The organism is Nocardioides sp. (assembly GCF_014360585.1).
Classification (GTDB): domain Bacteria; phylum Actinomycetota; class Actinomycetes; order Propionibacteriales; family Nocardioidaceae; genus Nocardioides.
Genome location: NZ_JACIXG010000099.1, coordinates 1 through 18,218 on the forward strand (window position 1 = coordinate 1; position 18,218 = coordinate 18,218).

22 protein-coding genes are annotated in these 18,218 nt (G+C 68.0%); 12 read left to right on the plus strand and 10 right to left on the minus strand.

The genetic code is table 11. The features are described from left to right. Positions 1–76 precede the first annotated feature (76 nt). Entirely contained in the window at positions 77–1,123 is a 1,047-nt protein-coding gene (locus H5T77_RS22780; RefSeq protein WP_292652895.1) for an NAD(P)-dependent alcohol dehydrogenase, read from the minus strand. Positions 1,124–1,155: 32 nt separating this feature from the next. Then, the gene (locus H5T77_RS22785; RefSeq protein WP_292652896.1) at positions 1,156–1,617 is read right to left on the minus strand and encodes a MerR family transcriptional regulator; all 462 of its coding nucleotides are present in this window, start codon (positions 1,615–1,617) and stop codon (positions 1,156–1,158) included. Positions 1,618–1,721: 104 nt separating this feature from the next. Here H5T77_RS22785 and H5T77_RS22790 point away from each other — a divergent pair, with 104 nt between their 5' ends. The 4 genes from H5T77_RS22790 to H5T77_RS22805 all read left to right on the plus strand — a co-directional run bounded on the left by H5T77_RS22790 (position 1,722) and on the right by H5T77_RS22805 (position 4,608). After that, positions 1,722–2,111 (plus strand): DUF1801 domain-containing protein, encoded by a 390-nt coding sequence (locus H5T77_RS22790; RefSeq protein WP_292652897.1) that lies wholly within the window; start codon positions 1,722–1,724, stop codon positions 2,109–2,111. Positions 2,112–2,204: 93 nt separating this feature from the next. Continuing rightward, a complete protein-coding gene (locus tag H5T77_RS22795) occupies positions 2,205–3,002 on the plus strand; it encodes an ABC transporter ATP-binding protein (RefSeq protein WP_292652898.1) in 798 nt (265 codons plus the stop codon). After that, positions 3,002–3,766 carry an ABC transporter permease gene (locus tag H5T77_RS22800; protein WP_292652899.1) on the plus strand — a complete coding sequence of 255 codons (765 nt, stop codon included), beginning with the start codon at positions 3,002–3,004 and terminating at the stop codon, positions 3,764–3,766. Before H5T77_RS22795 ends, H5T77_RS22800 begins: the two co-directional genes overlap by 1 nt. A 68-nt stretch (positions 3,767–3,834) precedes the next feature. Then, positions 3,835–4,608: a MerR family transcriptional regulator gene (locus H5T77_RS22805; RefSeq protein ID WP_292652900.1), complete on the plus strand. Its 774-nt coding sequence runs from the start codon at positions 3,835–3,837 to the stop codon at positions 4,606–4,608. Positions 4,609–4,683: 75 nt separating this feature from the next. On the opposite strand, the gene H5T77_RS22810 is transcribed toward H5T77_RS22805, so the two are convergent. Next, positions 4,684–5,229 carry a pyridoxamine 5'-phosphate oxidase family protein gene (locus H5T77_RS22810; RefSeq protein WP_292652901.1) on the minus strand — a complete coding sequence of 182 codons (546 nt, stop codon included), beginning with the start codon at positions 5,227–5,229 and terminating at the stop codon, positions 4,684–4,686. 88 nt (positions 5,230–5,317) lie between these two features. Between H5T77_RS22810 and H5T77_RS22815 the strand changes: the two genes are divergently transcribed. The 3 genes from H5T77_RS22815 to H5T77_RS22825 all read left to right on the plus strand — a co-directional run bounded on the left by H5T77_RS22815 (position 5,318) and on the right by H5T77_RS22825 (position 6,767). Beyond that, positions 5,318–5,806: a winged helix-turn-helix transcriptional regulator gene (locus H5T77_RS22815; protein WP_292652902.1), complete on the plus strand. Its 489-nt coding sequence runs from the start codon at positions 5,318–5,320 to the stop codon at positions 5,804–5,806. Between the two features lie 137 nt (positions 5,807–5,943). Further along, positions 5,944–6,423, plus strand: coding sequence for an SRPBCC domain-containing protein (locus H5T77_RS22820; RefSeq protein ID WP_292652903.1), 480 nt, complete (start codon positions 5,944–5,946; stop codon positions 6,421–6,423). Continuing rightward, positions 6,420–6,767 carry an ArsR/SmtB family transcription factor gene (locus H5T77_RS22825; protein WP_292652904.1) on the plus strand — a complete coding sequence of 116 codons (348 nt, stop codon included), beginning with the start codon at positions 6,420–6,422 and terminating at the stop codon, positions 6,765–6,767. Before H5T77_RS22820 ends, H5T77_RS22825 begins: the two co-directional genes overlap by 4 nt. Here the strand turns inward: H5T77_RS22825 and glpK (H5T77_RS22830) are convergent. Together glpK (H5T77_RS22830) and H5T77_RS22835 are read right to left on the minus strand one after the other, a co-directional pair. Continuing rightward, positions 6,764–8,266 (minus strand): glycerol kinase GlpK, encoded by a 1,503-nt coding sequence (glpK, locus tag H5T77_RS22830; protein ID WP_292652905.1) that lies wholly within the window; start codon positions 8,264–8,266, stop codon positions 6,764–6,766. The two genes, H5T77_RS22825 and glpK (H5T77_RS22830), sit on opposite strands and share 4 nt — an antisense overlap. Continuing rightward, positions 8,263–9,033 (minus strand): IclR family transcriptional regulator, encoded by a 771-nt coding sequence (locus tag H5T77_RS22835; protein ID WP_292652906.1) that lies wholly within the window; start codon positions 9,031–9,033, stop codon positions 8,263–8,265. Before H5T77_RS22835 ends, glpK (H5T77_RS22830) begins: the two co-directional genes overlap by 4 nt. A 178-nt stretch (positions 9,034–9,211) precedes the next feature. Here H5T77_RS22835 and H5T77_RS22840 point away from each other — a divergent pair, with 178 nt between their 5' ends. Further along, positions 9,212–10,096 carry an MIP/aquaporin family protein gene (locus H5T77_RS22840; RefSeq protein ID WP_292652907.1) on the plus strand — a complete coding sequence of 295 codons (885 nt, stop codon included), beginning with the start codon at positions 9,212–9,214 and terminating at the stop codon, positions 10,094–10,096. Positions 10,097–10,132: 36 nt separating this feature from the next. Continuing rightward, the gene (gene glpK, locus H5T77_RS22845) at positions 10,133–11,650 is read left to right on the plus strand and encodes a glycerol kinase GlpK (protein ID WP_292652908.1); all 1,518 of its coding nucleotides are present in this window, start codon (positions 10,133–10,135) and stop codon (positions 11,648–11,650) included. A gap of 38 nt (positions 11,651–11,688) precedes the next feature. Here glpK (H5T77_RS22845) and bfr read toward each other — a convergent pair whose 3' ends face one another. Both bfr and H5T77_RS22855 read right to left on the minus strand, forming a co-directional pair. Beyond that, on the minus strand, positions 11,689–12,177 hold the full coding sequence (bfr, locus tag H5T77_RS22850; RefSeq protein ID WP_292652909.1) for a bacterioferritin: 489 nt from the start codon (positions 12,175–12,177) through the stop codon (positions 11,689–11,691). Positions 12,178–12,265: 88 nt separating this feature from the next. Beyond that, entirely contained in the window at positions 12,266–12,469 is a 204-nt protein-coding gene (locus H5T77_RS22855) for a (2Fe-2S)-binding protein (protein WP_183542289.1), read from the minus strand. 138 nt (positions 12,470–12,607) lie between these two features. On the opposite strand from H5T77_RS22855, the gene H5T77_RS22860 reads away from it, so the two are divergent. Together H5T77_RS22860 and H5T77_RS22865 are read left to right on the plus strand one after the other, a co-directional pair. Then, on the plus strand, positions 12,608–14,020 hold the full coding sequence (locus H5T77_RS22860) for a flavin-containing monooxygenase (RefSeq protein ID WP_292652910.1): 1,413 nt from the start codon (positions 12,608–12,610) through the stop codon (positions 14,018–14,020). A 72-nt stretch (positions 14,021–14,092) separates the two neighbouring features. Next, the gene (locus H5T77_RS22865) at positions 14,093–14,311 is read left to right on the plus strand and encodes a hypothetical protein (protein WP_183542287.1); all 219 of its coding nucleotides are present in this window, start codon (positions 14,093–14,095) and stop codon (positions 14,309–14,311) included. A gap of 72 nt (positions 14,312–14,383) precedes the next feature. Here the strand turns inward: H5T77_RS22865 and H5T77_RS22870 are convergent, their stop codons facing one another. Both H5T77_RS22870 and H5T77_RS22875 read right to left on the minus strand, forming a co-directional pair. Then, complete coding sequence (locus H5T77_RS22870; RefSeq protein WP_292652911.1) at positions 14,384–15,043, minus strand: Rid family hydrolase; 660 nt, start codon at positions 15,041–15,043, stop codon at positions 14,384–14,386. Beyond that, entirely contained in the window at positions 15,040–16,623 is a 1,584-nt protein-coding gene (locus H5T77_RS22875; protein ID WP_292652912.1) for a flavin monoamine oxidase family protein, read from the minus strand. The genes H5T77_RS22870 and H5T77_RS22875 overlap by 4 nt, the downstream gene beginning before the upstream one ends. 123 nt (positions 16,624–16,746) lie before the next feature. Here H5T77_RS22875 and H5T77_RS22880 point away from each other — a divergent pair, with 123 nt between their 5' ends. Next, positions 16,747–17,241 (plus strand): GNAT family N-acetyltransferase, encoded by a 495-nt coding sequence (locus tag H5T77_RS22880; RefSeq protein ID WP_292652913.1) that lies wholly within the window; start codon positions 16,747–16,749, stop codon positions 17,239–17,241. Between the two features lie 6 nt (positions 17,242–17,247). Here the strand turns inward: H5T77_RS22880 and H5T77_RS22885 are convergent, their stop codons facing one another. Further along, the gene (locus tag H5T77_RS22885) at positions 17,248–17,655 is read right to left on the minus strand and encodes a winged helix-turn-helix transcriptional regulator (protein ID WP_292652914.1); all 408 of its coding nucleotides are present in this window, start codon (positions 17,653–17,655) and stop codon (positions 17,248–17,250) included. Between the last annotated feature and the right edge of the window lie 563 nt (positions 17,656–18,218).

Genomic DNA, 18,218 nt, shown 5'->3' on the forward strand with positions numbered 1-18,218 from the left:
CCCACGGGCCCGGGAGTGGGCGAAAGTGGCAGTCCGGACCCGGATCCGGCTGCCACTTTCGCCCACTCGTGACGGATCAGACCAGCGTGGCGGTGTCGATCACGAACCGGTAGCGCACGTCGGAGGCCAGCACCCGGGCGTACGCCTCGTTGATCTGGTCCGCCGAGATCACCTCGACATCGGAGCCGATGCCGTGCTCGGCGCAGAAGTCGAGCATCTCCTGGGTCAGCGCGATGCCGCCGATCATCGAGCCGGCGAAGTTGCGCCGGTTGTTGATCAGCGAGAACACGTTGACGCTCAGCGGCTCCGCGGGCGCACCGACGTTGACCATCGTGCCGTCCACGGCGAGGAGGCCGAGGTAGGCGTCGACGTCGATCTTGGCGCTGACGGTGTTCACGATCAGGTCGAACGAGCTGGCCAGCTGCTCGAAGGTCGCAGGGTCGGAGGTGGCGTAGTAGTGGTCGGCGCCGAGCCGCAGACCGTCCTCCTGCTTCTTCAGCGACTGCGAGAGCACGGTGACCTCGGCGCCCATCGCGTGCGCGATCTTCACTCCCATGTGGCCGAGGCCGCCGAGCCCGACGACCGCGACCTTCTTGCCGGGACCCGCGCCCCACTTCTTCAGCGGCGCGTACGTCGTGATGCCGGCGCACAGCAGCGGCGTCGCGGCTGCGGGGTCCATGCCCTCGGGCACCTGGAGCGCGAAGTCGGCGTCGACGACGACATGGGTCGAGTAGCCGCCCTGGGTGAACGAGCCGTCACGGTCCTTCGCGGCGTACGTCCCGACCCCGCCGCCGGGGGTCGAGCAGTGCTGCTCGTCGCCGTTGCGGCAGTTGTCGCACTCGCGGCACGAGTTCACGAAGCAGCCGACGCCGACGCGGTCGCCGACCTGGTGGCGCGTGACGGAGGAGCCGACCTCGGTGACGCGGCCGACGATCTCGTGGCCCGGCACGACCGGGAACGGCTGCCGGCCCCAGTCACCGTTGACGGTGTGGATGTCGGAGTGGCAGATGCCGGCGAACTCGATCGCGATGAGGACGTCGTTGGCGCCGACCTCGCGGCGCTCGATGGTGATGGGGGCCAGCGGCTCGCCGGCGGAAGGGGCTGCGTACGCGTTGACGCGCATGGATGTTCTCCTGGGTCGGGGTGAGTAGTGGGTCACTGGCTCTCGCGGCTGCGGATCCGGTCGGCCAGAGTGTGTGCCTGCGCGCCGATCTCCTCGGCGCGTGCCTGATCGCCCGCCGCCATGGCACGCCAGTAGTCGGTCTTGAGGCCGACGTAGGTCCGCCGCAGCTCGAGGTTCTCGGCCTCCCTGGCGAGGCGGGCCGCGTGCTCGGTGAGCATGTCGATCTGCTCGGTCGCGCCATCGCTGCCGAGGCGGCTGTTGGCGACGTACGCTCGCATGTCGTCGATCGAGAGTCCGATCGCGGCCAGGCAGGAGACGCCGGTCAGCTGGTCCAGGTCTGTCTCGTCGTAGACCCGGTGGCCACTGCTGGCGCCACGGCTGACCGGCCTGATCAGTCCGATCGACTCGTAATAGCGCAAGGTGCTGGCCGGCAAACCGGTCAGCGTCGCCACCTCACGGATCGAATACGTCCGCGAACTCGTCGTTGCAGTCACACCAATGACGCTAGGAACTTCAAGTACTTGAAGTCAAAGGGTTGATTTGTCGACTTGTTCATTTGTCTTGCCACGCGCCCGCGGCCCGGGCGTAGATTGCGATCATGACCCTCCGCACGCATGCCGGCGTCGACAGCTATCTCGGCGGCCTGCCCGAGTGGCAGCGCGACATCTGCCGTGAGCTGCGGGAGATCATCCACGATGCCGACCCGGACATCGAGGAGACGATCAAGCGGACGGTGCAGCCTTACTTCGTGCTGCAGGGCAACGTGTGCGCTCTCCTCGCCACCAAGGACCACATCAACCTGTTCCTCTACGACCCGACCGTCCCCGACCCCGCCGGGATCATCAACCAGGGTCACGGGAACGCCACCGGGCGAGCGATCCAGATCTACCGCGGCGACGCGATCGACCGCCCGGCGCTGACCGAGCTGCTGCGGGCCATCGTCGCCAACAATCGTGCCGGTGGCTGGCGACGCCTGCAGAAGGGCTGACCCCACTCCTGTCGGACCGGTCAGGCGAGCGGAAGAGAAGTTCGAAACTTCCGCTTGACCTTGACCCAGCGTCAACCCTCGACGCTGTTTCACATGAACCCGACACCAGCAATCCAGATCGCCGGACTGACCAAGTCCTACGGCGACGTACATGTCCTCGAGGGCGTCGACCTGACCGTCGAGAAGGGGAGCATCTTCGCCCTCCTCGGCTCCAACGGCGCCGGCAAGACCACGGCCGTGAAGATCCTGACGACGCTCCTCAAGGCGGATGACGGCACGGCGACGGTCAACGGCTTCGACGTCAGGACACAGGCCCAAGACGTACGCGGCTCGATCAGCCTCACCGGTCAGTTCGCCGCCGTCGACGAGATCCTGACCGGCCGCGAGAACCTCATCCTGATCGCCAAGCTGCTCCGCCAGAAGAACCCGGGCGCGATCGCCGACGACCTCCTCGCCCGGTTCTCGCTCACCGAGGCCGGCAACCGCAAGGTCGCGACGTACTCCGGTGGCATGCGCCGCCGGATCGACATCGCGATGAGCCTGATCGGCAACCCGCCGGTGATCTTCCTCGACGAGCCGACCACCGGCCTCGACCCGGAAGCCCGGATCGAGGTCTGGCAGGCGGTCAAGGAGCTCGCCGAGGGCGGCACGACGGTGCTGCTCACCACGCAGTACCTCGAAGAGGCCGAGCAGCTGGCCGACCGGATCGCGATCCTCCACGGGGGCCGCATCATCGCGAACGGCACCCTCGCCGAGCTCAAGGCGCTGTTCCCGCCCGCGAAGAAGGAGTACGTCGAGAAGCAGCCGTCCCTCGAGGAGATCTTCCTCGCCATCACCGGCAAGAGCAACAGCACCGTCCCCGCCGGCAACACCACCGTGAAGGAGTCATGATGACCACCCGATTCTTCGGCGACACCGCCATCCTGACCGGCCGCTCCCTGCGACACATCGGCCGCAGCCCCGACACCATCGTCACCACCGCGATCACACCGATCGCCATGATGCTCATGTTCGTGTACGTCTTCGGCGGCGCGATCGACACCGGCTCCCACGAGAGCTACGTCAGCTATCAGCTACCCGGCATCCTGTTGATCACCATCGCCTCGGGCATCGCCTACACCGCGTACCGTCTCTTCCAGGACAAGAACGGCGGCATGTTCGACCGGTTCCAGTCGATGCCGATCGCCCGGTCCGCGGTGTTGTGGGGTCACGTGCTGACCTCGCTGGTCGCGAACATGATCTCGCTGGTCGTGGTGGTGCTCGTCGCCCTGCTGATGGGCTTCCGCACCGGCGCGAGCGTGCTCGACTGGCTCGCCGTGATCGGCATCCTGGCCCTGTTCACCCTGGCGCTGACCTGGCTCGCGGTGGTTCCGGGGCTGACGGCCGGCACGGTCGAGGGAGCCAGCGCGTTCTCCTACCCGCTGATCTTCCTGCCCTTCCTCAGCTCGGCGTTCGTCCCGACCGACACCATGCCCGGCCCGGTGCAGGCCTTCGCCGAGCACCAGCCGGTCACCTCGATCGTCGACACCATCCGGGCGATCTTCGCCGGCCAGGACCCGGGCAACGACGTGTGGATCGCGCTGGCCTGGTGCGTCGGCCTCCTGGTCGTCGCGTACGTCCTGGCCACCGCGGCCTACCGCCGCAAGTTCGCCTGACGGAGCCGGCAGCACCCGGATAACTGAAAAGCGATGACAGCGATGCGGTTCATTGTCACTATTCGGCAATGCTCACGATCAGCCAAGTGGCCTCTGCGGCCGGAGTCACCGTCCGGGCCGTACGCCACTACCACGCCAAAGGTCTGCTGCTGGAGCCCGAGCGTGACCACTCCGGCTACCGACGCTACGACGCAGCCGCCGTCGTGGACCTGATCAAGATCCGCATCCTCGCCGACGCCGGCGTCCCGCTCTCCCGTGTCAAGGAGCTGCTGGACGCCGGCGACGACGATTTCAAGACCGCGGTCGCCGAGATCGACAAGCGCCTCCGGCTCGAGATCCGCGAGCTCCAGGGCCACCGCGAGCGAATCGCCAGGCTCGTCCACGGCGACGGGCTCGCTCTCCCTCCCGAGGCGGTCGCCTACCTGGGGCAGATGCGGGAGCTCGGCATCCCGGAACGGATCGTCGAGGGGGAGCGCGACGCCTGGATCCTCGTCGCCGCCCAGCAGCCGCAGAGCATGGATGCCTACATCCGCAGCAAGGTCGGCCAGCTCGATGATCCTGCGGTCGTCGAGACCTACAAGCAGATGGAGGACCTGCTCGACTGGCAGCCCGGCGATCCGCGGCTGGAGACCATCGCCGACCAGATCGTCTCCCAGCTCGAAGCCGTCTCGCCCGAGGACTGGTCAGCCTACGTCGACAACGACCAGGCCATGCCCGACGAGCTCGCCGCCCTGCTCGACTCGATGTTCGTCGAGCAAGTCCCCGTCGCCCGCGACCTCATGCGTCTGGTCGAGAAGCGCGGCTACACCGGCTGGACCAAGCTGGAGCGGATCGAGAAGTAGAGGACGTACGCCGCGGCAGTCGCGATCAGCCGCTTGTCAGAGCCTGTGCGGCAGCTCCCAGGCCTTGACCGACCCTCAGAAGACGTACTTCGTCGTCTTCGGTGCGAGCTCGTCCGTGACGCCCATCGCGTAGACGACCTCAGGTGTCACGGCGTACGGTCGGAACGGCGGCGGACCGGCGGCCGGAGCGGCGAAGGGTGCATCGTACGCCTTGTCGTCACGGACGGTCAGCGGCCAGCCGTACTTGCTCCCGTAGGCCTCGGCGATCCGGCCCAGCAGCCCGGCGTCGGTCACGAAGCCCGCGCGACCCTCGATGATCACGTCGATGCCGTCGGCCCGTGTCGAGAAGGACATGAACGGGTTGGACTCCAGGTTGCGCGCCTTGGCCCGGGTGCTGTTGGTGGTCGACACCAGCAGCCCGTCGACCCACACCGCGAGGACAGGGCGGACGTGCGGGGCGCCGGTCGTCCGCACCGTCGCCGCCCAGAAGTCACCGGCGTTGGCGATGCGATCGCGTACGTCCTCCCACGGGATCACGTTCGTGGGCTCGCCACGCGTCAGCGCGTTGTCATCCCAGGTCTCGGTGATGTTCGCGGCCCGGGTCGGGGCTGTCTCTGACATGGCTACTCCGTCTCTTCAGGGAATTGACTGTGTCGAGACGCTAACACACTCACTTCCCTTAAGGAAGAGACACGAGTAGGCTGGCGCCATGCAACGCACGAAGTTCGCCGAGATGAACTGCTCGATCGCGCGTACGCTCGACGTTTTCGGGGAGCCGTGGACGCCGTTGATCCTGCGCGACGTCTTGGTCGGGATGACCCGGTTCGAGCAGATCCGGACCGACCTGGGGATCTCCAGCAAGGTGCTCACGCAGCGGCTCGCCTGGCTGGTCGAGAATGGTGTGCTCGAGCGGCGGCAGTACTCCGAGCGTCCACCTCGCTACGAGTACGCACTGCTCCAGAAGGGGGTCGAGCTGTGCGACGTACTCCTGGTCATGCGGCGTTGGGGTGATCGGTGGCTCGCCGGCGAGGACGGTCCGCCGGTGCTCCATCGACACCGAGACTGCGGTGAGCTCTGTCATGCGGAGGTGCACTGCTCCGAGTGTGGCGCGGAGATGGACGCCTCCGAGATCGAGATCCTTGCGGGGCCTGGGGCTGGCTTAGGGAGTGCCCCTGGCGGTGTGCCTGACACCCCCTGACGACCAGCGCCTTGCCGCTGCGTACGGAAACCGTCCGGCTGCTCGTCCATGCGGCACCAGGCGCGCAACCCGATGGTTGCAAGTTGATGGCGGAAATGCAACACTGAGGTTGCACATCCGCTACCCGAGGAGGACCCATGGTTCACACCGTCGAAGAGCTCGCCGAGCTCGACAGCATCCGCCGCCAGATCGACATCGACGCCAGCGCCGAGAAGGTCTGGTCCCTCATCACCCGCCCGGGGTGGTACATCAACGACGGCACGGTCCTCGACGACCAGGAGACCCGCGTCGAGAGCACCGATGACGGCACCGAGATCGTCGTGGTCACTCACCCGACGATGGGCGAGTCCCGGTTCCGTACGGTCGAGCTCGACGAGCCGCGCTACGCCGCTTTCCGCTGGCTCGGCACACCCTTCCGCGACGCCACGGAGGGCACGTTGGTGGAGTTCCGGATCGAGGAGAACCCGGCCGGCGGCGTGACCCTGAAGGTCGTCGAGAGCGGCTTCTCCACCCTGTCCGAGGATCCCGCAGTCTGGCTCAAGGAGCGCGAGGGCAACGACAACGGCTGGGCCCAAGAGCTCGAGGCGGCCAAGACGTACGTCGAGGCGCGTTCGTGACCGCGACGCCCACCCTTCCCGAGATGTGCGCGGCGCTGGGCGACCAGACCCGCTGGGACATCCTCACCCGGCTGGGGCAGGAGGCGATGTCCGCCTCCGCCCTGGCCCGGGTGCTCCCGGTCAGCCGGCAGGCGATCGTCAAGCATCTCGACGTACTCTCCGAAGCCGGCCTCGTCGCCGCCGAGCGCCGCGGCCGCGAGATCGTCTACGCCGCCCTCGGCTCCCGCCTCAACGCCCTCGCGCACGAGCTCGACCGCATCGGCAACGCCTGGGACGCCCGACTCCGCGCCCTCAAGTCCCTCGCCGAGTCCCCGGACGAAGGTCGCCCCGACAGCCGAGCCTAGGCACCCCAGCCGATCGCGAGCTCGACCGCCCGCCGCCACCGAGCGAACTCCGCATCCCGCGTGGCGGCGGACATCGCGGGCCGCCACTCGGCCGCCCGCCGCCAGTGCCGCCGCAGGACCTGCCGGTCCGGCCAGTAGCCGGCCCCGAGCCCCGCCGCGTAGGCGGCTCCGCGGGAGACCGTCTCGGCGACCATCGGCCGGACGACGGGGATGTCGAGGAAGTCGGCGATGGTCTGCATCAGGAGGTTGTCGGCGGTCATCCCGCCGTCGACGGCCAGCCGTGTAAGCGGCACCGAGGAGTCGGCGTTCATCGCGTCGATGACCTCGCGGGTCTGCCAGGCGGTCGCCTCGAGGACGGCTCGACACAGGTGAGCCTTGGTGACGTACGAGGTCAGCCCGACGATCACGCCGCGCGCATCGGGCTCCCAGTGCGGTGCGTACAGACCGGTGAACGCCGGGACGACGTAGCAACCACCGTTGTCGGCCACCGTGAGCGCCTGGGTCTCGACCTCGGCGGCCGAGCGGATCAGCCCGAGGCCGTCGCGGAACCACTGCACGAGCGCCCCGGCGACGGCGATCGATCCCTCCAGGGCGTACGCCACCGGCTCGCCCTCCATCGCGTGCGCGACCGTCGTGATCAGCCCGTGCTGCGAGCGGACCGGGGTGGAGCCGGTGTTGAGGAGCAGGAACCCGCCCGTCCCGAAGGTGCACTTCGCGTCGCCGCGGTCGAACCCCGCCTGCCCGAACAGCGCGGCCTGCTGATCACCGATCACCGCCGTCACCGGGATCCCGGGGATCGGCGCGATGGTCGTCCCGAAGGAGGAGACCGTCGGCCGGATCTCGGGCAGCATCGAGCGCGGAATCCGCATGGCCGCCAGCAGCTCCGGGTCCCAGTCGAGCGTGCTGAGGTTCATCAGCATCGTGCGGCTCGCGTTGGTCACGTCGGTGACATGCGTCCCGCCGGCCACGCCGCCGGTCAGGTTCCAGACCAGCCACGAGTCCATCGTCCCGAACAGGAGATCCCCGCGCTCCGCCCGTTCTCGCAGGGAGGGAGACGAGTCGAGCAGCCAGCGCACCTTCGGCCCGGAGAAGTACGTCACCAGCGGCAGCCCGCACCGATCCTGGATCTCCGCCTCCGGCATGTCGGCGGCGACAGCGGGCAGCACCGCGGAGGACCGCGTGTCCTGCCACACGATCGCGTTGTGGACCGGCCGTCCGGTGTGCCGGTCCCACACCACCGTGGTCTCGCGCTGGTTGGTGATCCCGAGCCCGACGACCTGAGAGGGAGTCGCCCCGGCGTCCGCGAGTGCCTCCGGCACGACCCGGCAGACGATCTCCCAGATCTCCATGGGGTCGTGCTCGACCCAGCCCGCGCGCGGATAGTGCTGATGGTGCTCCCGCTGTGCCAGCGAGACCATCCTGCCCTCGCGGTCAAAGAGCATGCACCGGGTCGAGGTCGTGCCCTGGTCCAGCGCGGCCACATAACGAGGGCTGCTCATGCCACCCGGCCGTGACCGAGCGCCCGCGAGATCGACCGGGAGACACCGACGACCTGCTCGACGAGATCCGAGCGGGGCCGCCCGCGCGAGTCGCACAGCCGTGGCACCGGTCCGGCGATGCCCACCGCGGCCACCACGTACCCGCCCCGGTCGCGAACCGGCGCCGCGATCCCGGCCAGCTCCGGCCGCGCCTCGGAGACGGCCGAGGCCCAGCCGGTGTCGCGTGCGTCCGCCAGCGCTCGCAGCAGCGCCGATCGATCGGTGATGGTCCGGAAGGTCAGCCGGTCCAGCTGCCGCCCGACGACACTGCGGGCCGCGCCCGGATCGAACGCGACCAGCACCTTCCCGAGCGCGGTGGCGTGCAGCGGAAGCGCCTTCCCGGTGTCCATCACCTGCACTCCCGGCCCTGTCCGGAAGACATGGTGTGCCACCACCGCCGCGCCGTCGCGGTAGGCCGCGATCCGCGCCTCCTCGCCCGTCCGGGCCGCCAGCGTGTCCACCCAGTTGAGCGTCTCCGAGCGCAGCTCGTTGAGATCCAGGGTCACGGACCCGAGACGGAGCAGCCCCGACCCCACCAGATAGCGCCCGGTGACCGGCTCCTGGTCGACGAAGCCGGCCCCCGCCAACGTACGCAGCAGCCCATGGGCCGTCGGCTTGGCCAGCCCCACGGCGGCCGCCAGCTCCCCGAGAGCCATCGGCTCACTGGCGGCGGAGAGCGCGCGCAGCAGCGCAGCCGCCCGCTCGACTGATTGCACGGTCCGAGACATCGGTAAAAGGGTAGGGGCCGGGCACCTCACCCAACGGAGGTTCGGCCGTCCGGGGCCTGCCGGTGCCACCCCGCGAGACACGGAGCGTTCGACGATGCCGAACGGCCTCCGTTGTGACCTGTGTCACTCGTCCCTACCGTGCTGGAGTCCGCCAGACCCCACACGGCAGGAGCAGCGCATGACAGAACCAACCGCCTCGGGCGGCGCGTCACCGGCACGACGAACACTCATCGGAGAGCTCAGCGCCGAGTTCGCCGGGACGATGATCCTGATCCTGTTCGGAGTCGGTGTGGTCGCGCAGGTCGTGACCGGCGACGGCGGGCTGGGCGACCACGACTCGATCGCCTGGGCCTGGGGGATCGGGGTGATGCTGGGCATCTACACCGCGGGACGGATCAGCGGCGCCCACCTCAATCCGGCAGTCAGCCTTGCGCTGGCCGTCTTCAGCGACTTCGAGTGGCGCAAGGTGCTGCCCTACAGCATCGCTCAGGTCCTCGGCGCCTTCGTCGCGGCCCTCATCGTGCGGGCGGCCTACGGCGACGCGATCGCGAGCGTCGACCCCGGCCACACCCACGCCACCCAGGGGATCTTCTCCACGCTCCCGGGCAACGGCGACGCGGCGCTGGGCATCAGCCTGACCACCGCCTTCGCCGACCAGGTGATCGGCACCGCGATCCTGCTGTTCCTGATCATGGCGATCACCGATGCCAAGAACTCCGCGCCGATCGCCTGGTTCGCACCGGTCGCGATCGCGTTCGTGATCGTCGGGATCGGCATGGCCTGGGGCGCCAACGCCGGCTACGCCATCAACCCCGCCCGTGACTTCGGGCCGCGGCTGGCTTCCTTCCTCACCGGGTACGAGGGGGCATGGGTGACCGCAGCAGGAGACGTCTACTTCTGGATCCCGATCCTCGGCCCGTTGCTCGGCGCGCTCGTCGGAGCCGCTGCCTACAAGGTGCTGATCTCGCGATTCCTTCCCGCGCTGGAGGAGGCTGAGGAGGTAGGAACGATCCCCGGGGAAGCAGAAGAGGAAGCCCCGGAGCCCGAGCGCAAGACCGCCTGACCGAGAAGACCTACAGAAACAGAGAGGACCGACGACATGCCCGACTACGTCGCAGCCGTCGACCAAGGCACCACCAGCACCCGTTGCATGATCTTCGACCACGGCGGCAACGAGGTGGCCCGCCACCAGCTCGAGCACGAACAGATCATGCCCAGGGCCGGCTGGGTGGAGCACAACCCGGTGGAGATCTGGGAGCGCACCAGCTCGGTGATCCAGACCGCGCTCGGCCGCCAGGGTCTGACCGACAAGGACATCGCCGCGCTGGGCATCACCAACCAGCGCGAGACCACCGTCGTGTGGAACAAGCGCACGGGCCGCCCCTACTACAACGCCATCGTCTGGCAGGACACCCGCACCGACCGGATCGCCTCGGCCCTGGACAGGGACGAGCGCGGCGACATCATCCGGCGCAAGGCCGGCCTGCCGCCGGCCACCTACTTCGCCGGCGGCAAGATCCAGTGGATCCTGGAGAACGTCGACGGCGTCCGCGAGGCGGCGGAGAGCGGCGATGCCATCTTCGGCACCACCGACAGCTGGCTCGTCTGGAACCTGACCGGTGGCCCCAACGGTGGCGTGCACGTCACCGACGTCACCAACGCCAGCCGCACCATGCTGATGAACCTCGAGACCCTCGACTGGGACGACGAGCTGCTCGGCTTCTTCGACATCCCGCGCCAGATGCTCCCCGAGATCCGGCCGTCATCGGAGCCCAAGGCCTACGGCACCACGCTGAAGAACGGACCCCTCAAGGGCGAGATCCCGATCACCGGCATCCTCGGCGACCAGCAGGCCGCGATGGTCGGCCAGGTCTGCCTGGACGCCGGCGAGGCCAAGAACACCTACGGCACCGGCAACTTCCTCCTCCTCAACACCGGCCACGAGCTCGTACGCTCAGAGAACGGCCTCCTCACCACGGTCTGCTACCAGTTCGGCGACCAGCCCCCGACGTACGCCCTGGAGGGCTCGATCGCCGTCACCGGCTCCGCGGTGCAGTGGCTGCGCGACCAGCTCAGGGTGATCAGCAACGCCGCCCAGTCCGAGACCCTGGCCAAGGAGGTCGCGGACAACGGTGGCGTCTACTTCGTCCCCGCCTTCTCCGGCCTCTTCGCTCCCTACTGGCGCTCGGACGCCCGCGGTGTGATCGTCGGTCTGTCCCGGTTCAACACCAGCGGCCACATCGCCCGGGCCACCCTGGAGTCGATCTGCTACCAGAGCCGCGACGTCGCCGATGCCATGGAGAAGGACTCCGGCGTACGCCTCGAGGTCCTCAAGGTCGACGGCGGCGTCACCGTCAACGAGCTGTGCATGCAGATCCAGGCCGACGTCCTCGGTGTCGAGGTCAGCCGGCCGGTGGTCGCCGAGACGACCGCGCTCGGAGCCGCCTACGCGGCCGGCCTGGCCGTGGGGTTCTGGAAGAACACCGACGAGCTCCGCCAGAACTGGAACGAGTCCAAGCGCTGGACGCCGGCCTGGAGCGAGGAACAGCGCGAGACCGGGTACGCCGGCTGGCGGAAGGCCGTCGACCGCACCCTCGACTGGGTCGACGTCGACTGAGAGCGCCCGATTCGGGCACGGAGCGTGAGGGTCCCGGCTCAGCCGGGGCCCTCACCCGCTCCGACGTGCTGAGCCAGGTACGCCTGGAGGCCGACCCGGTCGATCGCGTCGAGCTGGGACTCGAACCAGTCGGCGTGCTTCTCCTCGTCGCGGACCATCTCCTCGAAGACGGCAGCGGTGCCGTGGTCGCCGAGCTGGTGGCACTCTTCGCCGCCGGCGTTGAACTGGGCGACCGCGGCGCGCTCGCTCGCCAGAGCGAGGGAGAGCATCTCCTCGGCGGTCTCGCCGACCTCGATGGGGTTGAGTCGCTGCACGTTGGGGTGCCCGTCGAACATCAGGATCCGGTTGATCAGCTCGTCGGCGTCGCGCATCTCGTCGATGGAGAGGTCGTAGAAGACCTTGCCGAGCTTGGGCAGACCCCAGTTGTCGAGCATTCGAGCATGCAGGAAGTACGTGTTGGTGACCGTGAGCTCGAACGTGAGCGCCTCGTTGAGGAGCTCGACGACGCGTGGATCGACTGGCTGCATGACATACCTCCGGTAGCGGGATCTTTCCCGATCCTGGCACGGCACCCCCGGAGTGAGGACAGACTCAGTTTGAGTCCGGTTGCGTGCGTCAGCTCGCGGCGCCGTCGGCCACGAGGTGCGAGCACTCCTGCTCGAGATGCCGGGTGACCTGCTTCTTCACCGAGAAGATGCACGAGCCGCAGTCCTGGGCGGCACCCGTGGAGCGGCAGATCGCGCTGACCGTGCGCGCGCCGTCGGCCAGGGCAGCGTCGACGTCACGGTCGGTGACGACTCGGCACTGGCAGACGATCATGCAATTAGGTTAGCCGAACCTAAGGAAGATGACGAGGGGGCGTCTCGATTCTTACTGTGCGGTCTCGCCGGCGCGGCGGCTCACATTCTCCCGGTATGGTCCAGGTCACATCGTCGCTCCCGGCCTTCGGAGGATCTCTTGCGCATCGCAGTCATCGGCACCGGCTTCGGCGGACTGGCCGCCACGATCGAGCTCAAGAAGCGAGGCCACGACGACATCGTCGTGTTCGAGAAGGCCGCTGACGTCGGCGGCGTCTGGCGGGAGAACACCTATCCGGGAGCAGCCTGTGACGTACCTTCCAGCCTCTACTCCTACTCCTTCGAACCGAACCCGCACTGGCCCCACAAGTTCTCCCGCCAGCCAGCGATCCTCGACTACATCCACCAGGTCGTCGACAAGTACGACGTACGCCGCCACATCCGGTTCCGCACCGAGGTGACCTCCGCCCGCTGGGACGACGAGGCGAAGACCTGGCAGCTCGACCTCAGCACAGGGGAGACCGAGACGTTCGACCTGTTCGTGCCGGCCGTCGGGCAACTCTCGCGGCCCTCGGTCCCGAGCATCCCCGGCGCCGACACGTTCCGGGGAGAGGCCTTCCACTCCGCCGAGTGGGACCACGACCTCAGCCTCGACGGCAAACGGGTCGCGGTGATCGGCACCGGGGCGAGCGCGATCCAGTTCGTACCCGAGGTGCGGAAGAGCGCGGCGCAGGTCCTGCTCTTCCAGCGATCGGCGCCCTACATCGTCCCGCGCAAGGACTTCGAGCGTGCCGACCCCGACCACCCGACCCGGCAGCTCCTCAACCGCGCGAAGATCTGGGTCCAGGCCGAGTGGCTCACCACGTCCTTCCACGTCAAGCCCTTCGGTGCCGTCATGCGCGCCTGGTCCAAGCGCCACATGAAGGCCCAGACCGCCGCGAAGCCCGGCCTCTTCGAGAAGGTCTGGCCCGACTATCCCTTCGGCTGCAAGCGCATCCTCTTCTCCGACGACTACCTGCCCGCCCTCGCCCGGCCCAACGTGGACGTGGTCACCGAGGACATCACCGAGATCACCTCGACCGGCGTGACGACCGCTGACGGGAGGCACCACGAGGTCGACGTGCTCATCTGGGGCACCGGGTTCAAGGCCACCGACTTCCTCGCCCCGATGACGATCGCCGGCACCCAGGGCCGCGACCTGCACACCCACTGGAAGGACGGCGCCCACGCCTATCACGGCATGACCGTCCCCGGCTTTCCCAACCTGCTCATCATGTACGGCCCCAACACCAACACCGGTGGCGGCTCGATCATCTACTTCCTGGAGACTCAGGCCCGCTACCTCGGCCGGTACGCCGACCACGTCGCCGCGGCCGGGCCGCTCGAGGTCAGGGCGGAGGTCGAGGAGGCCTACGACGCCAGGGTCCAGGAGAAGCTGGCCGACAGCGTCTGGAGCAAGTGCACCTCCTGGTACCGGGAGAAGAACGGCCGCATCACCACCAACTGGCCCAGCATCTCGGCCCACTATCGGCGCAGTGCCAGCTACGACACCAACGACTACACACCGGCCTGAAACGATCTGATAGGCCTTTGTGACCAACCTGTGCATTCCCTTATTCGTGTCCGAGGCCACATACTCAAAGGGATGACTACCTCAACCCCCCGGCGGCGACACTTCGCCGCGAGTCCTTTCAAGGCAGATCCCGAGCCGGTCATTGAGCAGTTCGAGTCTGGGGACCTGGTCTCCCACGACTCCTTCGGCCTGGGTCGGGTCGTCAACAAAGAAACGGCCGCAGTCACTGTCGACTTCGGTCCCCGGTTGGTGCGCATCGCCAGCCCCTTCTCCAAGCTTTCCAAGCTCTGACCACCGTCTGAGCTGAAACGAGATCGCCCTCCCCGAGTCTGCTCGGGGAGGGCGATCTCGTCTCGAAGGGGTCTACTTCCTCTTCACCGGATAGGCCGCGTCGACCTCCACCTCGACGAGCCATCCGTCCACCGGCAGGTTCTCGATCTCGAGCGCGAACCGCGATGGGCGGGCGGGGTTGACGACCATCGGCGCCGTCGGCGCAGCAGTGCCCAGTGGCACCGGGATCGCCTCGCCGGTCGAGAGCGATGTGTTCGCGAAGAACTGCCGGTACGCCCGGTTCCAGCCTGCGAAGTCCATCTTCGCCTCGCCCGCGGGGTTCTGCAGGAAGACGCGCATCGTGATCACGTCGTCGTAGGAGAGCCCGGCGGCTGCGAGGTTCTCCCCGATCCGGCGCAGCGCGTTGATCCCCTGAGCCTCGGTGATGGTCACGCCCGGCGGCAGCTCACCACCCGGGAACACCGCGGTGTCGATGTAGGCCGCCTCGCCGCTCGCCCCGGTGTTGAGCCGGGACGGACCGAGCCCGCTGGTCTTGTAGATCGCGGCCTCCGGTCCGATCGCGACGCCGTTGGCGATCGACGGATTGTCCTGCCCCGCAGGGAGCACCGAGATCGTCTCCCCACCGCGAGGGGGGAAGGCGGACCACTTACTTCCGGCGACCGCCGCCGTCGGAGCGACCAGAGCCGCGGTCAACCCGACCACAGCCAGCACCTTCGTACGCGGCGACCTCATGCCGTCACCCGCGCGTGCAGCTTCTCGACGGCTGCCCGGGCGGCCGTGATCGCGCCGTGCTGCCAGGCGACCGCGTGACTGAGGTGGTCACCGGCGAAGTAGGTGTTGCCGGTGGCGTCCAGCAGCCGGGTGTAGAGCGGATCGGTGTCGGCCGTCCGCGAGTATGCCCAGGCCCCTTCGGAGAACTTCTGCGTCTTCCAGTCCTGGCTGTAGGAGGCGGTGATGCCCTCGCCGTAGACGTCCCCGAAGATCTGCTTGCCCCTGTCCACCGCCTGCGAGAGCCGCTGGGCGGGGGTGAGCGCACCGTAGGTGTCGGCCGCGCTCCCGGTGTTGTAGTAGCCGATCATCGTGCCCTTGTCGCCGTTGAACCCGTACGACGGGTGCCACACGTTGCGCAGGTCGAGACGGGTGTTGGTGATGCCGCCGTAGATCCGGAGGTCCTCCTCCCACCAGCGTCGGTCGTACTCGATCCCGATCTTGCCGGCGTTCGAAGGCCCGAAGGACTTCAGGCTCGCGGTGATGTCTGCGCCGAGGTTGTGCGGGACCTTGGCAGCGATGTTCGGCGGCATGCAGTTGATCGCGAAGTCGGCCTCGACGGTCTCGGTCCGCCCGCGAGCCTTGTAGGCCACGGAGACGCCGGTCGGCGTGTTGTTCCACTCGACGACCTCGGCCCCGTAGCGGATGTTCCGCGCGCCGACGGCCTTGGCGAAGGCGTACGGGATCGCGTCCATGCCGTCGACCGGCTGATACATCATCATCGCCTGGTCGTATCCGAACTCGAAGGAGAAGTACTGCCCCAGCCCGGCGGCCAGGACAGCACTCATCGAGTTCGGCGCCACCTCGGTGCCCGACTCCTGCCCTGCGCCCGGCTCGACCGTGTAGCCCGCGCGGCTCGAACCGGTGTAGGCGTACCCCTCTGCTTTGGAGCCGAGATCGCCGAAGTTCCTCAGGAAGGCGATCAGCGCCTCCTTGTCGGCGCCGGTCAGCTCCTCGTCCAGCGCACCCTTGTCAGTCGCCTTCGCGAGCAGCTCGGAGACATAGCCGTACGTGTCGGCCTTCGCTTGACGCATCTGCACCGCGCCGATGCCGTGGTCGCCGGGGTAATAGAGCAGGGCGTTGGCGTTCTGGTTGGTGAACGCCTCGATCGGGACGCCCAGCTCCTTGCAGTAGTCCAGCGTGATGTGGCTCTGCGGGAGTCGCCCCGGCCCCGCGTTCATGTACTCACCCTTGGAGAACCTGGCGACCTGCGTGACCCCGTTCAGATCGGTCACCCGGTCTCCGCCACGCACGGTGAAGTTGCGACCACCCGGCCGCTCGCGTCCCTCGAGCACGGTCACCTTGTAGCCACCCTTGAGCAGCTCGTACGCAGCGGTGAGCCCGGCGACGCCGCCGCCGAGGATCACGACGGACTTGCTGCCTGCCCGGGCGAGATCCGCGGGCTTGGGAGGAGTGAAGCTGGGGGTCTCCGCGGCGTGAGCCGAGGTGAGCCCGAGAGCACCCATGCTGTGCAACATGACGCCCGCGCCGCCGGCGACGCCGACGTTGCGCAGGAAGTTCCGACGTGACTGAGTCTGAGTCATGCGGGGGATCCATTCTGTTGGGGACGCCCCGAAACTTAGGAAGCCTTTGTTGCACCGCGATTGCGTTTGCATCTCGCTAGAACGCGCATCCCCGAACTGGCCAGTAGCCCTAGGATCGGCACCGTGACCGTCACCATCCGCGATGCAGCTCCCGCCGACGTACCCGAGATCCTCCGCCTGGTCCACGCGCTGGCCGTCTACGAGAAGGAGCCCGACGCCGTCGAGGCCACCGAGGCCGACTTCACCGCCGCGCTCTTCCCGGAGTCCGGGACGTCGACCACCCGCTGCCTCGTCGCCGAGGCCGACGGCACGATCATCGGCATGGCGGTCTGGTACGTCACCTTCTCCACCTGGACCGGCCGCAACGGCATCTGGCTCGAGGATCTCTTCGTCGACCCGGAGCGCCGCGGCGCCGGAGCCGGCAAGGCCCTCCTCGTACGCCTCGCCGAGATCTGCGTCGAGAACGACTGGCGTCGCCTCGAGTGGTGGGTGCTCAAGTGGAACGAGCCGTCCATCGCCTTCTACCGCTCCCTCGGCTCGGTCCCCCAGGACGAGTGGGAGGTCCACCGCATCGACGGCGCCGCGCTCAAGGAGCTGAGCGCCGCCGGCGCCAACTGACCACCACTACCCCGCTGAAGCCGGCTGCGGTGCAGCGCCCGGCCCGGGCAGCACCTCGATGTCGCCCTCATGCATCGGCCCGCCGCAGTGCGAGCACCGTAGATCGACCTGACCGATCTCTCCGCACGCGTGATGGCGGTAGAGCACCGGCGGCCCGGCCTCACCCGCGAGCCAGCTGTCGCCCCATCCGGCCATCACCATGAGCACGGCGACGAGCTCGCGCCCCTTCTCTGTCAGTACATACGCGTAGCGCGGCCGACTGTCGTACGCCTGCTTCTTCAACACACCGTGCTCGACCAGATGTCCGAGCCGCTCGGTGAGCACCTTGCGCGCGATCGAGCCGGCCATGTCAGCGAAGTTCGTACGTTGGCCCCACGCACGTCCCCGGTCTGGATCGGCGCCCACGACGACCACGTCGTCTTCCTCACCGGCAACCGGCCGGGGTGCGGGTGCGCACCAGCCGCATCGACGGGCGCGGCGCTGCTCAGGCCGTGATCGAGGATCCGGCCGGCAACCCGGTCGAGCTCCTCATGCCCGCGTGACAGGCTGGGCCGCGAGGGGACCGGTGCCGCGTGCGGCAAACGGGCCACGCGCCTTGTGTAGGGGGTCTAGAGTGGGGTCCAGAACATCGCACGAAAAAAGTTGCTCTGGCGATTTGAAACGGCGCCAGGGTGTGTGTAGTGTTCTCCGAGTCGCCAGGGTGCGGCGGGAAGCAAGCGCGAGTCTTCGGGCGGGCTTCCGGCCCCGGAGCGACCACCTCCACTCTTCGAGCATCGCTCGATCCAGGGTGTCTGGCAGCAAGTCTCAGGATTAGCTGCAGGACTCAGATCTGATTCCGATCAGATCGTCATGGCTGTGTTGGTGTGGATATTGCGTTATCCGATAACAGTGTGAATGCGCTGAATTGGAAAACTAAGCGAGATCCGATAAAGTCCTCCAGGACGAGGCAGAAGCACCGGAGTTTGACCAGGGAAAGC

What these genes read in the sequence shown, in the direction of transcription:
- H5T77_RS22780 (WP_292652895.1), bottom strand. Translation starts at nt 1,123, where the DNA reads ATGCGCGTCAACGCGTACGCAGCCCCTTCCGCCGGCGAGCCGCTGGCC.
- H5T77_RS22790 (WP_292652897.1), top strand. Translation starts at nt 1,722, where the DNA reads ATGACCCTCCGCACGCATGCCGGCGTCGACAGCTATCTCGGCGGCCTG.
- H5T77_RS22795 (WP_292652898.1), top strand. Translation starts at nt 2,205, where the DNA reads ATGAACCCGACACCAGCAATCCAGATCGCCGGACTGACCAAGTCCTAC.
- H5T77_RS22800 (WP_292652899.1), top strand. Translation starts at nt 3,002, where the DNA reads ATGACCACCCGATTCTTCGGCGACACCGCCATCCTGACCGGCCGCTCC.
- H5T77_RS22805 (WP_292652900.1), top strand. Translation starts at nt 3,835, where the DNA reads ATGCTCACGATCAGCCAAGTGGCCTCTGCGGCCGGAGTCACCGTCCGG.
- H5T77_RS22810 (WP_292652901.1), bottom strand. Translation starts at nt 5,229, where the DNA reads ATGTCAGAGACAGCCCCGACCCGGGCCGCGAACATCACCGAGACCTGG.
- H5T77_RS22815 (WP_292652902.1), top strand. Translation starts at nt 5,318, where the DNA reads ATGCAACGCACGAAGTTCGCCGAGATGAACTGCTCGATCGCGCGTACG.
- H5T77_RS22820 (WP_292652903.1), top strand. Translation starts at nt 5,944, where the DNA reads ATGGTTCACACCGTCGAAGAGCTCGCCGAGCTCGACAGCATCCGCCGC.
- glpK (WP_292652905.1), bottom strand. Translation starts at nt 8,266, where the DNA reads ATGAGCAGCCCTCGTTATGTGGCCGCGCTGGACCAGGGCACGACCTCG.
- H5T77_RS22835 (WP_292652906.1), bottom strand. Translation starts at nt 9,033, where the DNA reads ATGTCTCGGACCGTGCAATCAGTCGAGCGGGCGGCTGCGCTGCTGCGC.
- H5T77_RS22840 (WP_292652907.1), top strand. Translation starts at nt 9,212, where the DNA reads ATGACAGAACCAACCGCCTCGGGCGGCGCGTCACCGGCACGACGAACA.
- glpK (WP_292652908.1), top strand. Translation starts at nt 10,133, where the DNA reads ATGCCCGACTACGTCGCAGCCGTCGACCAAGGCACCACCAGCACCCGT.
- bfr (WP_292652909.1), bottom strand. Translation starts at nt 12,177, where the DNA reads ATGCAGCCAGTCGATCCACGCGTCGTCGAGCTCCTCAACGAGGCGCTC.
- H5T77_RS22855 (WP_183542289.1), bottom strand. Translation starts at nt 12,469, where the DNA reads ATGATCGTCTGCCAGTGCCGAGTCGTCACCGACCGTGACGTCGACGCT.
- H5T77_RS22865 (WP_183542287.1), top strand. Translation starts at nt 14,093, where the DNA reads ATGACTACCTCAACCCCCCGGCGGCGACACTTCGCCGCGAGTCCTTTC.
- H5T77_RS22870 (WP_292652911.1), bottom strand. Translation starts at nt 15,043, where the DNA reads ATGAGGTCGCCGCGTACGAAGGTGCTGGCTGTGGTCGGGTTGACCGCG.
- H5T77_RS22875 (WP_292652912.1), bottom strand. Translation starts at nt 16,623, where the DNA reads ATGACTCAGACTCAGTCACGTCGGAACTTCCTGCGCAACGTCGGCGTC.